This window comes from Arthrobacter sp. 131MFCol6.1 (genome assembly GCF_000374925.1).
GTDB lineage: Bacteria > Actinomycetota > Actinomycetes > Actinomycetales > Micrococcaceae > Arthrobacter.
The window spans coordinates 98,201-111,355 of record NZ_KB895546.1; the positions used below are offsets into that span (position 1 = coordinate 98,201).

A 13,155-nucleotide genomic window follows, 5' to 3' on the forward strand; every position below is an offset into this window, starting at 1 on the left:
GCACCGGCCAGCCGGGGCCGCCGGGCCCGTCGCGTCCCGGCGGCAGGTGTTGGTGGCGGTGTTAGTTGGCCGTAATGGCGTGCCGCTGGGCGTCGTAGGCGCTGGCCACCATCTGCTCCACGGAGTGGCGCATCTTCCAGTCGAGATCGCGGGCGGCCAGCGTGCCGTCGGCCACGATCCGGTCCGGATCCCCCGCCCGCCGCGGACCGATTTCGGGTTCGAAATCGATTCCCGTGACGTTGGCCATCGCCGTCATGATCTGGCGCACGGACAGCCCGTCCCCGGATCCGAGGTTGTACACCCGCTCCAGCGGCTTGCCCGCCTCGAGCGCCTGGGCGGCGGCCACATGCGAGGTGGCCAGGTCGGCCACGTGCACGTAGTCGCGCACGCAGGTTCCGTCCGGCGTGTTGTAGTCGATGCCGTTGATGCGCGGGGTCTTACCGGCTGTGAGCGCCCGCAGCACGATCGGGAAAAGGTTGTGGGGGCTGGTGTCGTACAGCTCGGGCGCACCGGAGCCGACCACGTTGAAGTACCGCAGCGAGGCGTGCTTCAGGCCCCGGGCACGGCCCTGGTCACGGATCAGCCACTCGCCGATGAGTTTGCTCTCGCCGTAGGGCGATTCCGGGTTGGTGGGCGTCGCCTCGGTGACGACGTCGCCGGTGGGCGTGCCGTAGGTGGCCGCGGACGAGGAGAAAACCAGTTTGTCGACGCCGGTGAGCTCCATGGCCTTGAGCAGCTGCGCGGTGCCCGTGACGTTCTGTTCATAGGTCAGCAGCGGCTCCTGGACCGAAACCCCGGCGTACTTGAAACCGGCCAGGTGGATCACCCCGGTCACGGCGTTCTCCCGCAGCGTACGGGCCACGAGGTCGGCGTCGAGGATGCTGCCATGGATGAACGGCACATCGGCCGGCACGAACTCACGGTGCCCGCTGGAGAGGGAGTCAATCACCACCGGCTGGATCCGGGCACCGCGCAAAGCGGAAACCACATGAGAACCGATATATCCTGCACCGCCAGTTACGAGCCACGTCATGGCTCCACCCTATCTAATCCCACGGGCCCCGGCCGCCCCGCGGCCATAGACACGTCATCATGCACCGGGTTTAAATCCTGCACCGGGTTTAAGACGACGAATCCCGGGTCGCGGTGGCGGCCCGGGATTCGCTGTGCTCAATGGTGCAGTTCAGTGTTGCCGCGCAGGTGCTAGCTCTTGCGGGCGTAGCCTTCCCACTTGCTGGCCTGGTGTTCGCCGTCGACAAAGCGGATGGTGCCGGACTTGGAGCGCATCACGATGGACTGGGTGAGGACCTTGTCCTTGGAGTAGCGGACGCCCTTGAGGAGGTCGCCGTCGGTGATGCCAGTGGCCGCGAAGTAGCAGTTGTCGCTGGAGACGAGGTCGTTGGTGGAGAGCACGCGCTCCAGATCGTGGCCGGCGTCGATCGCCTTCTGCTTCTCTTCGTCGCTCGTGGGCCACAGCCGGCCTTGGATGACGCCGCCGAGGGACTTGATGGCGCAGGCCGCGACGATGCCTTCCGGGGTTCCGCCGATGCCCATGAGGGCGTCGACTCCGGTGCCGGCACGCGCAGCGGCGATGGCCCCGGCGACGTCGCCGTCCATGATGAACTTCGTGCGGGCACCGGCTTCGCGGATTTCCTCCACGAGCGGGCGGTGCCGGTCGCGGTCCAGGATCATGACGTTGAGCTGGTTGACCTTGACGCCCTTGGCCTTGGCGATCAGGTGCAGGTTCTGCTTGACCGGCAGGCGCAGGTCAACCATGTCGGCCGCTTCCGGGCCGGTGACGAGCTTTTCCATGTAGAACACGGCAGAGGGATCGAACATCGAGCCGCGTTCGGCCACGGCCAGGACCGCCAGCGCATTGTTGATGCCAAGGGCGGTCAGGCGGGTTCCGTCGATGGGGTCGACGGCGACGTCGCATTCGGGGCCCGTGCCGTCACCGACGCGCTCGCCGTTGAACAGCATGGGGGCTTCGTCCTTCTCGCCCTCACCGATGACAACGACGCCGTTGAAGTGCACGGTCTGCAGGAAGGAGCGCATGGCGTCCACGGCGGCGCCGTCGGCCTTGTTCTTGTCGCCGAACCCCACCCAGTGGCCGCCGGCGATGGCCGCGGCTTCCGTGACGCGGACAAGTTCCAGCGCGAGGTTGCGGTCAGGCTCGTCGATCCCGACGGCGAGCGAGGGGGAAAGCGTGGAGTACTTCTGGGACATGGGCGCTGGTGTCACGTGAACCTCTTCTTCGAGTGGCGGTCGTTGAACCCGTACGGCCAGGATCGATCCGTCGCGGTGATTCGTCTGTTATTGATCATAGTCGGGGCGGAGCCGCAAGGTCATGGGATGACCGGCGCGTGACGCACTTCACCGTTGGGGGCCGATGCGCCGCGAATGTGAGATCGGCCCGGACATGCGCGACTATAGAGGGGTGAGTGAATTGCAGGACGCTTCCCCCGCCGCCCCCGGCTCGCCGGCTGGCAGCTCCCCCGCGGCAGGTCCGTCCCCTTCCGGACAGCCGCCAGTGAAGCCCGTTATCGCCGCCGCTGCGGCCAAACGCGCCAATGCCTCCGTGATGGGCATGATCATCGCGCTGGTGGTGAGCATCGCCGCGTTCCTGCCGATCGTGCTCATGAACCCGTCTCCGAAGACCGACGGCTACCGGCCCAACGTCAATGTCAGCGCCACCGCGCAGAACGCGGCGGGTGTGGCGGGGTTCACACCCGTGGCGGCCGATACCGGCGACACATTCCGCGCCAACTACGCCCGCTGGGAGTCCGGCGCCGGCAGCGGCGTTCCGGCCTGGGAAGTCGGCTACCTGACGCCCAAGGAATCCTTCATCGCCCTCGTGCAGACCCGCGCGGCCAATCCCACCTGGCTTCTGCAGCAGACCAAGAACGCGCCCGTGACCGGCACCCGCAACGCCGGCGGCCGGGACTGGGAACTGCGCGACAGCGGCAAGGGCGAGAAATCCATGGTGCTGACCGAACGCGGCACCACCGTCATCCTCTCCGGATCCGCGACGCTGGAGGAGTTCTCCGCCCTGGCCACCGCCGTGGTGAAGTCGCTCGAAAGCAATCCTCCCGCCGGGGCACAGCCCAGTACGCCGGCACCGACCCCCGGCGCAACAGTTTCCCCATCGGCGGCATCAACCAAGTAAAGTCGGGGCGTGGCCACCTATCTCACCCCTGCCCTCGCCTGGCGGCGTCTCCGCGAAGGAAACGAGCGTTTTGTCGCCGGAGCCTCCTCACACCCCAACCAGGACGCATCACGGCGCTCGTCGCTTGTCGAGAACCAGCACCCGTTCGCCGTGATCTTCGGTTGCTCCGACTCCCGCCTCGCCGCCGAGATCATCTTCGACCTCGGCCTGGGGGACGCGTTCGTCGTCCGGACCGCCGGCCAGGTCATTGACGACGCCGTCCTCGGCTCCCTGGAATACAGCGTCAGCGTCCTCGGCGTGCCGCTGATCGTCGTCCTGGGACACGACCGCTGCGGCGCCGTGACCGCCACCAAGGCCGCCGTGGAGACCGGCCAGATGCCGGTCGGATTCATGCGCAGCCTGGTTGAACGCATCACCCCGTCCGTGCTGACCTCGCTCCGCAACAACCAGGACGACATCAACGACATGGTGGTCGAGAACGTCAAGCAGACCTCGCAGCGCCTCGTGGACAGCTCCCGTGTGATTTCGGACGCAGTGGAAGGCGGCCGCGCCGCCGTGATCGGCCTCGCCTACAGCCTGGCCGACGGCAAGGCGGGCCTGGTGTCCGGAATCGGCGAGCTCTAGGCTCGACTCTTCAAGTCCGGGTTCCCGCCGCGGCTGCCGCGGCGGGAGCCAGTTCACGGTTTTCGGTGGGACCCTCCCTCCCAATAAGCTAGCCCCATGACTTCCACAGATGAGTTGAACACCGAAGAGTTCCGCATTGAACACGACACGATGGGCGAAGTCCGCGTTCCCGTGAACGCCCTGTACCGCGCGCAGACGCAGCGGGCAGTCGAGAACTTCCCGATCTCCGGCAAGACCCTGGAGCGCGCCCACATCGAAGCCCTGGCACGGGTGAAGAAGGCAGCCGCCCAGGCTAACGCAGAACTGGGGGTGCTCGACGGCGAGCTCGCCCAGGCGATTGCCGACGCAGCCGACCAGGTTGCCGCCGGCAAGTATGACGGCGACTTCCCGATTGACGTCTTCCAGACCGGATCCGGCACGTCCTCGAACATGAACACCAACGAGGTCATCGCCGAGCTCGCCACGCGGGCCCTCAAGTCTGCCGGGAGCGACAAGGTTGTCCACCCGAACGACCACGTCAACGCCTCACAGTCCTCCAACGACGTCTTCCCCACCTCCGTCCACGTCGCCGCCACGTCCGCCCTGATCAACGACCTGATCCCGGCCCTCGGCTACCTGGCGGAGTCGCTGGAGCGCAAGGCCACCGAATTCAAGGACGTCGTGAAGTCCGGCCGCACGCACCTCATGGACGCCACCCCCGTCACGCTGGGCCAGGAGTTCGGCGGCTACGCCGCGCAAGTCCGCTACGGCATCGAGCGCATCAACGCCTCCCTCCCCCGCGTCGCCGAGGTCCCGCTTGGCGGCACCGCCGTGGGCACCGGCATCAACACGCCGGCCGGATTCCCGGAGCGCGTCATCGAACTGCTGGCAGCCGACACCGGACTGCCCCTGACCGAGGCCCGCGACCACTTCGAGGCCCAGGCCAACCGGGACGGCCTCATCGAAGCGTCCAGCCAGCTGCGCAACATCGCGATTTCCTTCATGAAGATCAACAACGACCTGCGCTGGATGGGTTCCGGCCCCAACACCGGCCTCGGCGAAATCGCCATCCCGGACCTGCAGCCGGGCTCGTCGATCATGCCGGGCAAGGTCAACCCCGTCATCTGCGAAGCCTCCATCATGGTCTGCGCCCAGGTGATCGGCAATGACACCGCCATCGCGTGGTCCGGCACCAACGGCGCCTTCGAACTCAACGTCGGCATCCCCGTAATGGCCGCCAACCTCCTTGAATCCGTGCGCCTGCTGGCCAACACCAGCCGCGTCATGGCCGACAAGATGATTGACGGCATCACCGCCAACGTGGAACGCGCCCGATTCCTCGCTGAGGCCTCGCCGTCGATCGTGACCCCGCTGAACAAGTTCATCGGCTACGAGAACGCCGCCAAGATCGCCAAGAAGGCCGTGGCCGAGGGCCTGACCATCCGTGAGACCGTCGTCTCCATGGGTTTCCTCGAGCGCGGCGAACTGACCGAGGAGCAGCTGGACACCGCCCTGGACGTCATGTCCATGACGCGCCCGCCGCACAAGGCCTAACGGCTCCGGGCGGAGCCGCCCCCGAAGAGAACATCCACCGCCGGCCGGCATCCTTCCTGGAAGGGTGCCGGCCGGCGGCATGTCTGCGCCGCATGTCAGAACTTAGACCCTGGGCGGCTCCCCGCCCGCGGCCTCCCGCTCCTCCGCCGTGTAGGCCGCGGCAGCGGCGGCGTCCGCCATGCTGGCACCGCCGATCCGCGCCTCCCGCAACCGCCGCGTCTTGGCGGACTGGACGGAGAAGGCAGCATCGACGTTCCCGGCGGCATAGGTCAGGGCGTCTTCGGCGCGGATGCCGAGGCCGCCGGCGGTCAATACCGCGTCCTGGTTGGCGCCCAAATACGTGAACTGCCAGCCCCACTGGCTCTGCTGCCGCTGGACCAGTGCCTTGACCAGCTCGCCCGTGGCCTCGCGCGAGGAGTTCTCGTGGCCGTCCGTCAGCACGGCCACCAGCACGGTTCCGGGGCGCTGGTCCTCCGGAAGGGCCGCGAGTTCCGCACCGGCTTCGCCGATCAGCCGGACCATGGCGTCGTGCAGGGCGGTGCTGCCCCGCGGCTGCAGGTCCAGGGCCGGCACGTCGTGGATGTCCACCGAGGCGTAGACGCGCTCGTAGGTGTCATCGAACTGCGCCAGCGACAGCCGGCACCGGCCCGCCACTGCCCGCTGTTCGCGGATGAACGCCGCAAACCCGCCCACGGTGTCATCGGCGATGGCGCTCATCGACCCGGAACGGTCCAGGAGGACATACACGTGCGTCAGGGCTGAATCTGTCATGCTTCCCCATTTCCGGCCCGGACGGCGCTTCTGCCTCGTCGCGGGCCACCTGTTGCCAGCCATATGGCTGGACAGGAGCAGGCTATGGCCGGGCAACGACATTATTGGAACAACAGCCGGCAACATTTTTTGCACTATTCATATTTGAGTGCAAAAATACACTCTATGGGAAACAGTGCAATTAGTTCCGGGGGCCTCCGCGAGCGCAAGCGGGCCGCGACACGGGCGGCGATCACCGCCGTCGCGCGTTCCCTGACCGCCGAACGCGGCCTCAGCGGCTACACCGTGGAGGAAGTCTGCGAGCGCGCGGGCATCTCCCGCCGGACCTTCTTCAACTACTTCCCTGCCAAGGAAGATGCGATTCTGGGCCACGTCGACGACGACTTTCCGGAAGAGGTGGTGGCCCGGTTCATGGCGGGCGGTGCGGGTTCGCCCGCCGGGGAAATATCGGCCTCACTCCTCGCCGACCTCGTGCGTCTGTCTCTTGATCTGTCCGAACGGATGAGCGGCTCCGAGGAAGAGACCCGCCAGCTGATCGGGGTGATCAAGAAGGAACCCCAACTGATGCTGAAGATCATCGGCGCCACCGAGGAACGCGAGGCCGACTTCGCCCGGCTGCTCGCGGCCAGGGAAGGTGTTGCTGCCGATCACCCCGTGGTCCGCATGGCCGTAGTCCTCCTGGGAAACGTCGCCAGGAAGACCAGCGCCGACTACTTCTCCGAGGGCAACGCCCGCCCTTACAAGGACATGCTGCTGGAAAACATCGCAGCAGCCCGCACGCTCTTCTCCCTGCCGTTCACCATGTCCCAGTTCGACACAGCCGATTTCGACGGAGTCGAATCCGACGGAGTCGAGTCAAACACAGTCAAGTCCACTTCAGTCCAGCCCGACCCTTCCGAAGGAGCGCAATGAGCGCCGCCGTCAGCACCAAGCCAGCAGCCGAGCCGCTGCTGCTGACCCAGAAACGCATCTGGATCATCTTCTCCGCCCTCATCGCGGGCATGCTGCTCTCCAGCCTGGACCAGACCATCGTCTCCACCGCCATGCCCACCATCGTCGGCAAGCTCGGCGGCGTGGAGCACCAGGCCTGGATCACCACGGCCTATCTGCTCGCCACCACCATCGTCATGCCCATCTATGGAAAGTTCGGCGACATCCTGGGCCGCCGGAACCTGTTCCTGATCGCCATCGGGCTCTTCACCCTCGCCTCGGTCGGCTGCGCCCTCGCCACCGACTTCTGGGGCTTCGTGGTCTTCCGCGCCATCCAGGGCCTGGGCGGCGGCGGCCTGATGATCCTGTCCCAGGCCATCATCGCCGACATCGTCCCGGCCAAGGAGCGCGGCAAGTACATGGGACCGCTGGGCGCAATCTTCGGTCTCTCCGCCGTCGCCGGCCCCCTGCTGGGCGGTTTCTTCGTGGACCACCTGACCTGGGAATGGGCCTTCTACATCAACATCCCGATCGGCATCGCCGCGTTCACCATCGCCTGGTTCACCCTGACGCTGCCGAACAAGAAGGCCGAGAAGCGGATCGACATCCTGGGCGTACTGCTGCTCTCCGCGGCCACCACGTGCCTGATTTTCTTCACCGACTTCGGCGGCAAGAAGGACGAGGGCTGGGATTCGCCGCTGACGTGGGCCTTCGGCGCCGGACTGGTGCTCGCCGCAGCCGCCTTCGTCCTGGTGGAGCGCCGGGCCGAGGACCCCATCATTCCGTTGAGCCTGTTCAAGAACCGCATCTTCGTGAACTCCACCGCCATCGGCTTCACCCTCGGCCTCGGCATGTTCGCGGCGATCGCCTTCGTCCCGACCTTCCTGCAGATGTCCTCCGGGACCTCCGCCGCCGAATCCGGCCTGCTGATGCTGCCCATGATGGTGGGACTCATGGGCATGGCCATCTTCTCCGGCATCCGCATTTCCAAGACCGGCAAGTACAGGATGTTCCCGATCCTCGGGGCCGCCCTGACCATCGCGGCGATGCTGTGGTTGACCACGCTCACGGCCGCCACGCCCATCTGGGTCATCTGCGTGCAGCTGTTTGTCTTCGGCGCGGGCCTGGGCTCGATCATGCAGGTGATTGTCCTGGTGGTCCAGAACTCCGTGCCGGCGGACCAGATCGGCACGGCCACGAGCACCAACAATTACTTCCGCGAGGTGGGCGCATCCCTGGGCGTCGCGGTGTTCGGCTCCATCTTCACCACCCGGCTCTCCGAGTCCCTGACCAGTGCCTTCACCGGCGCCGGGGCGTCCGCAGAGCAGGCGTCGCAGTCCACCCGGACGATGGACCCGCAGGTCCTCAGCCAGCTCCCGGCCCAACTCAAGGACGCGATTGTCAATGCCTACGCGGATTCCCTCGCTCCCGTCTTCTGGTACCTGCTGCCGTTCCTGGTCATCGCCCTGATCCTGGCCCTGACCCTCAAGCAGATCCCGCTCTCGGACACCGCCGGCATGGTGGCCCGCGGCGAAGCAGTCGGCGGCGAGGAAGCCGAGCGGCTCGAGGCCGAATGGGCGGCAGCCCGCCACGGCGCCGACACCGCGGAGTCCACGGGGCCGGAAGGGCTTTCAGACCAGAGCCACACCGACGGGCACGGTCACGACGACGAGCTCACCCGCCTGCGCGGCTGACGGTCCGGAAACGGACCGGCACCAGCCAGACAGTGCCTGCAGGGGCGCCGCAACCTTTGGGGGGTGCGGCGCCCCTGCTGCGTGCCGGGCCGGTCAGCGCCGGCAGGCCGGGGTGCCCCTGCTGCCGGCCTATCCGGCAGGCAGCAGCATGGCGGCGACTGTGCCGGCCAGCATGAACGGCCCAAAGGGAATGGCCGACTGCAGCGTGCCGCGCCGCGCAGCGAGCAATCCGAGACTCCACAGCCCGCCGAGGACGAACGCGGCAAAGGTCCCGACCATGACGTGCCCCCAGCCCAGGAATCCCAGGTACATCCCCAGGACGCCGGCGAGCTTCACGTCGCCGAATCCCATTCCCGGCGGATACACCGCGTGCAGGAGAAAGTAGAAAAGCCAGAGGGCTGCCCCGCCGGCAAGGACACGGAGCCCCGGAATGCCGAATGCCCCGGCGTCGGCGGTGCCGGCAACGTCCTGGCCGCCGGGAAGCAGCTGGCTGGCGGCCGCGCCCAGCAGCAGCACTCCGGCAATCGCATACGAAGGGAACACGATCCTGTCCGGGAGCAGGTGGTGCCGGACGTCGATGACGGTGAGCCGGACGGCCATCACGAAGAAATAGACGCACGCGGCCAGGGCAAGCCAGAAGGCCAGCGGGCTCGCGGCGCCGAGAAGGCCGAGTCGTTCGATCACTCTCGGATGCTACTGGATATTCATCCGGCCCGGCGGTCCCCGCGCGTAAACTGTGGATATGGCCGCATGGGACAGCACGAACCGGCGTGGGCCGGACGCCCCACGCGGTCCGGCGGAGAAGGCTGCGGCCTTCCGGCACCTGTGCCGGTCCTCGCCGTGGAAGTGGCAGTCGCTGAGGTTCGAGTACCTGGATCGGCCCCTCACGGGTTCCGCAGTTTCCGCAGCAGTCCCTCCCCACGGCCTCGTCAGGGCGTGGCTGCGCAGGCCCGGCGCCTTGCGGCTGGAGACCGCCGACGGGCTGGTGATCGCCAGCACCACCGGCATCAACGATTCACGCGGCGGCTTCTATGTCAGCTCCACAAGGAAGACCTGGCTCCTGCCGCCGAACCTTGTCACGCCGGTGTACGACGACGACGGGCTGGTGCGCCGCCGCCCGGAGGCAGCCTACGGCGAGCCGTCCTTCGGGAACGGCCGGTTCGCCGCGGCCCTGGACCCGGTGGAGCTTGCAGGGAACTCCCCTGTCCCGTTGGAGTTCCCCAACGCCAACGCCGTGGAGCTCGGCCCAATCACGGAGGTTGACCACGAGGGCCGGCCGGCCCTGGAAACCACGGTCAGCCCGAACCTCTCCTACCGTCCCGCCGATCCCGGAGCCCCGCTCTGCCGTCCGGGACGCACGCTCCTGAGGATTGACGCCGCCACGGGCGTCTGCGTTGCCAGCCGCTGGCTGGACGCGCCCGGGACCGCCACCGAGCAGGACGGCTACGGCCACTGGCTGAGAATCCTGGGCGTCGACGAATACATGCTCGATGACCTGTTCCTTGCCGAATCGATGAACCTCACGGACGTCCGGCGCCACATCAGCTGGGACGTTCCCGCGGAGTAGCGCGGCCGTGACTCGCGTCCGCCCGCCGGCACCGCTAGGCTTCCTCGATGACTGAACCCGCCGACTACTGGCCCCTTTTCGGCCTGCGCCTGACTACGCCGCGCCTTCAGCTGCGCCCCATCCGCGACGCGGACATTCCTGCCGCGGTCGTGGCTGCCCGGAGCGGCGTGCACGCCCCGGGCAGGAACCCGTTCAGCAATCCCTGGACCGAAGCCCCGGCCAGCGAGCTCGGCACCAACATGGCGCAGTGGTACTGGCGGTGCCGCGGCAGCATGAGCCCGCAGGACTGGACCCTCCTGCTTGGCATCTGGCACGAGGACGAATTCGTCGGCTGCCAGGACATCGCGGCCAAGGACTTCGCCACGCTGAAGACGGTCACCACGGGCTCCTGGCTCCGCCAGAGCGTCCAGGGCCGCGGCCTCGGCAAGGAAATGCGTGCCGCCGTCGCCCTGTACGCCTTCGACTGGCTCGGTGCCGACGTGGCGGAGTCCGAGGCCGCCGCCTGGAACCAGCAGTCCCTGGGCGTCTCACGCTCCCTCGGCTACGAGCTCAACGGCGTCACCCGCGCCGCCTGGGGCGGCAAGGCCCAAGAGGTCCAAAACGTCCGCCTCACGCCCGCCACCTTCAAACGCCCCGACTGGCAGCTGGAGGTAGAAGGCCACGAAGCCTTTGCGAAATATCTGGGCATCCACCAGTAGCAGCCCGCAGTCGGGGCCGCGGCTCGGCCGTCGCTTGGACACCTCCCCTTCGCTGGGTTGCCGTGGTTGGGTTCGCCCGTGGTTAGGTTTGCCGGGACACGGCCTTTCGCCGTCGCTTGGACACCTCCCCTTCGCTGGGTTGCCGTGGTTGGGTTCGGGGCAGCGGCGCCCCGCCGTCGCTTAGACACCTCCCGTCGCTACGCTGCGGTCGCTGGGCGACCTCCGCTTCGCTTTGGTCGGCGATGCGCTCCTTAGCGGGACACCGCAGCCCCTGAAGGGTGAGGGACAAACACGCCGGGAGGCGGTCTTTCGTAAAGGAGCGCATCGCGGCGCATCGGATCCCCGGAGGTCGCCCAGCGACCGCAGCGGGTCCCATGCGCTGTAAGCAGCGTCCCGAGGGACCCGAGGCGAGCTTGCGAGCCTTGGGAAGGGACCTCTGCGCTAAGCGACGGCGAAAGGCCGCCGCCCGGCGAAACCCGACCACGGCAACCCCACAACGGCGAAAGGCGGCGGCCCGGCGAACCCAACCACGGCACCCCAACCAACGGCTACCCAACCAACGGCGAAGGGCCGCGGCCCGGCGAACCGGACCACGGCCCCAAGCAGGGTGATGGCCTAGATCTCCGCCCCTTCCAACAGCTCCGTCACCAGGGCAGCGATCGGTGAGCGCTCCGAGCGGGTGAGGGTGACGTGGCCGAACAGCGGGTGACCCTTCAGCGTCTCGACGACGGCCGCCACGCCGTCGTGCCGTCCGACCCGCAGGTTGTCGCGCTGGGCGACGTCGTGCGTCAGGACAATCTTGGAGTTCTGGCCGATCCGGCTCATCACTGTCAGCAGCACATTCTTCTCCAGGGACTGCGCCTCGTCGACGATCACGAACGCATCGTGCAGGGAACGTCCGCGGATGTGCGTCAGCGGCATGACCTCCAGCATGCCCCGGTCCATCACTTCCTCCACCACTTCCTGGCTGACCAGCGCGCCCAGGGTGTCAAAGACCGCCTGTGCCCATGGGTTCATCTTTTCGGCTTCGGAACCGGGCAGGTAGCCGAGTTCCTGGCCGCCCACCGCGTACAGGGGCCGGAAGACGATCACCTTGCGGTGCTCCCGGCGCTCCAGGACGGCTTCGAGCCCGGCACACAGGGCCAGTGCGGACTTGCCCGTGCCGGCCCGGCCGCCGAGGGACACGATGCCGACCGACGGGTCCATCAGGAGGTCGATCGCCAGCCGCTGCTCGGCCGAGCGGCCATGGAGTCCGAAGACGTCGCGGTCGCCCTTGACGAGCCGGACCTGTTTGTCCGCTCCTACCCGTCCGAGGGCCGAGCCACGGCTGGACAGCAGGACCAGCCCGGTGTTGGTCGGCATCTCGGCCGCCGCCGGGATGAACACCGGCTCGTGCCCGTACAGGGTGGCAACCTCGTCCTCGCCCGCGTCGAGCTCGGCGACGCCGGTCCAGCCGGAGTCCTTGACGAGTTCATTGCGGTACTCGTCGGCCAGCAGCCCCATCGCCGAGGCCTTGACGCGCATCGGCAGGTCCTTGGACACCACCGTCACGTCGCGGCCCTCGTTGGCCATGTTCTTCGCCACCGCGAGGATGCGGCTGTCATTGTCCACCCCGCGGAAACCGGCGGGCAGCACCTCGGCGGAGATATGGTTCAGCTCCACCATGAGCGTGCCGCCGTCGGGGCCCAGCGGGATGGGACGGTCCAGGCCGCCGTGCTCGAGCCGCAGGTCATCGAGCAGCCGGAGGGCCTTGCGCGCAAAGTAACCCAGCTCGGGGTCGTGGCGCTTTCCTTCAAGCTCGGTGATGACGACGATCGGCAGGATGACCTCATGCTCCGCGAAGCGCAGGAGGGCCCGCGGATCGGACAGCAGCACAGAGGTATCGATCACGAAACTGCGGGCCGTGCCCCGGCTCCCTGTTCCTTCCCCGGAAACAGCAAGACCGGCAGCCGCGGAATCCGCTGCACCGGTCTTTGAGGTGGCTCGCTTGGCGCGAGAGGTAGCTTTCTGTCCCTGATCGGAAATGACGTCGGGCAGTTGCTCAGAAATAGCCACATCGACTCCAGCCCCGGGGCAATGCCCGGAATTGTTATTGGTGAGGCGGCTCGGCCTGGAGGCCGGACGCGGCCTCCCATACACCCGGTGCGAAAATCCGCTCCATGTACTGGCCTC

The 13,155-nt window shown here is 67.5% G+C and carries 12 protein-coding genes; 7 read left to right on the forward strand and 5 right to left on the reverse strand.

The genetic code is table 11. The annotated features are described in order from the left end of the window. Positions 1-61 precede the first annotated feature (61 nt). Together galE and glpX are read right to left on the reverse strand one after the other, a co-directional pair. Complete coding sequence (gene galE, locus C566_RS0112530) at positions 62-1,033, reverse strand: UDP-glucose 4-epimerase GalE (protein WP_026266648.1); 972 nt, start codon at positions 1,031-1,033, stop codon at positions 62-64. A gap of 170 nt (positions 1,034-1,203) precedes the next feature. Continuing rightward, positions 1,204-2,226 (reverse strand): class II fructose-bisphosphatase, encoded by a 1,023-nt coding sequence (glpX, locus tag C566_RS0112535; protein WP_018774693.1) that lies wholly within the window; start codon positions 2,224-2,226, stop codon positions 1,204-1,206. A 304-nt stretch (positions 2,227-2,530) separates the two neighbouring features. Here glpX and C566_RS21445 point away from each other — a divergent pair, with 304 nt between their 5' ends. The 3 genes from C566_RS21445 to C566_RS0112555 all read left to right on the forward strand — a co-directional run bounded on the left by C566_RS21445 (position 2,531) and on the right by C566_RS0112555 (position 5,323). Beyond that, positions 2,531-3,166, forward strand: a complete 636-nt coding sequence (locus C566_RS21445; protein ID WP_018774695.1) for a DUF4245 family protein — start codon at positions 2,531-2,533, stop codon at positions 3,164-3,166. 9 nt (positions 3,167-3,175) lie between these two features. Beyond that, positions 3,176-3,790 carry a carbonic anhydrase gene (locus C566_RS0112550; RefSeq protein WP_018774696.1) on the forward strand — a complete coding sequence of 205 codons (615 nt, stop codon included), beginning with the start codon at positions 3,176-3,178 and terminating at the stop codon, positions 3,788-3,790. Positions 3,791-3,886: 96 nt separating this feature from the next. Continuing rightward, positions 3,887-5,323: a class II fumarate hydratase gene (locus C566_RS0112555; protein WP_018774697.1), complete on the forward strand. Its 1,437-nt coding sequence runs from the start codon at positions 3,887-3,889 to the stop codon at positions 5,321-5,323. 102 nt (positions 5,324-5,425) lie between these two features. Here C566_RS0112555 and C566_RS0112560 read toward each other — a convergent pair whose 3' ends face one another. After that, the gene (locus tag C566_RS0112560; RefSeq protein WP_018774698.1) at positions 5,426-6,094 is read right to left on the reverse strand and encodes a vWA domain-containing protein; all 669 of its coding nucleotides are present in this window, start codon (positions 6,092-6,094) and stop codon (positions 5,426-5,428) included. A gap of 165 nt (positions 6,095-6,259) precedes the next feature. Here C566_RS0112560 and C566_RS21450 point away from each other — a divergent pair, with 165 nt between their 5' ends. Next, positions 6,260-7,006, forward strand: coding sequence for a TetR/AcrR family transcriptional regulator (locus C566_RS21450; protein WP_018774699.1), 747 nt, complete (start codon positions 6,260-6,262; stop codon positions 7,004-7,006). Continuing rightward, the gene (locus C566_RS0112570; RefSeq protein ID WP_018774700.1) at positions 7,003-8,718 is read left to right on the forward strand and encodes an MDR family MFS transporter; all 1,716 of its coding nucleotides are present in this window, start codon (positions 7,003-7,005) and stop codon (positions 8,716-8,718) included. The genes C566_RS21450 and C566_RS0112570 overlap by 4 nt, the downstream gene beginning before the upstream one ends. 129 nt (positions 8,719-8,847) lie before the next feature. Here the strand turns inward: C566_RS0112570 and C566_RS0112575 are convergent, their stop codons facing one another. After that, positions 8,848-9,402, reverse strand: a complete 555-nt coding sequence (locus C566_RS0112575) for a prepilin peptidase (RefSeq protein WP_018774701.1) — start codon at positions 9,400-9,402, stop codon at positions 8,848-8,850. A gap of 58 nt (positions 9,403-9,460) precedes the next feature. On the opposite strand from C566_RS0112575, the gene C566_RS0112580 reads away from it, so the two are divergent. Beyond that, positions 9,461-10,285 (forward strand): hypothetical protein, encoded by an 825-nt coding sequence (locus C566_RS0112580; RefSeq protein WP_018774702.1) that lies wholly within the window; start codon positions 9,461-9,463, stop codon positions 10,283-10,285. Between the two features lie 47 nt (positions 10,286-10,332). Further along, positions 10,333-10,983, forward strand: coding sequence for a GNAT family N-acetyltransferase (locus C566_RS0112585; protein WP_018774703.1), 651 nt, complete (start codon positions 10,333-10,335; stop codon positions 10,981-10,983). A gap of 615 nt (positions 10,984-11,598) precedes the next feature. Here C566_RS0112585 and C566_RS0112590 read toward each other — a convergent pair. Continuing rightward, complete coding sequence (locus tag C566_RS0112590) at positions 11,599-13,038, reverse strand: PhoH family protein (protein WP_026266649.1); 1,440 nt, start codon at positions 13,036-13,038, stop codon at positions 11,599-11,601. Between the last annotated feature and the right edge of the window lie 117 nt (positions 13,039-13,155).

Bases quoted from the DNA above. Each gene is read 5' to 3' on its own strand.
- galE (WP_026266648.1), bottom strand. From the start codon at position 1,033: ATGACGTGGCTCGTAACTGGCGGTGCAGGATATATCGGTTCTCATGTG.
- glpX (WP_018774693.1), bottom strand. From the start codon at position 2,226: ATGTCCCAGAAGTACTCCACGCTTTCCCCCTCGCTCGCCGTCGGGATC.
- C566_RS0112555 (WP_018774697.1), top strand. From the start codon at position 3,887: ATGACTTCCACAGATGAGTTGAACACCGAAGAGTTCCGCATTGAACAC.
- C566_RS0112560 (WP_018774698.1), bottom strand. From the start codon at position 6,094: ATGACAGATTCAGCCCTGACGCACGTGTATGTCCTCCTGGACCGTTCC.
- C566_RS21450 (WP_018774699.1), top strand. From the start codon at position 6,260: ATGGGAAACAGTGCAATTAGTTCCGGGGGCCTCCGCGAGCGCAAGCGG.
- C566_RS0112570 (WP_018774700.1), top strand. From the start codon at position 7,003: ATGAGCGCCGCCGTCAGCACCAAGCCAGCAGCCGAGCCGCTGCTGCTG.
- C566_RS0112580 (WP_018774702.1), top strand. From the start codon at position 9,461: ATGGCCGCATGGGACAGCACGAACCGGCGTGGGCCGGACGCCCCACGC.
- C566_RS0112585 (WP_018774703.1), top strand. From the start codon at position 10,333: ATGACTGAACCCGCCGACTACTGGCCCCTTTTCGGCCTGCGCCTGACT.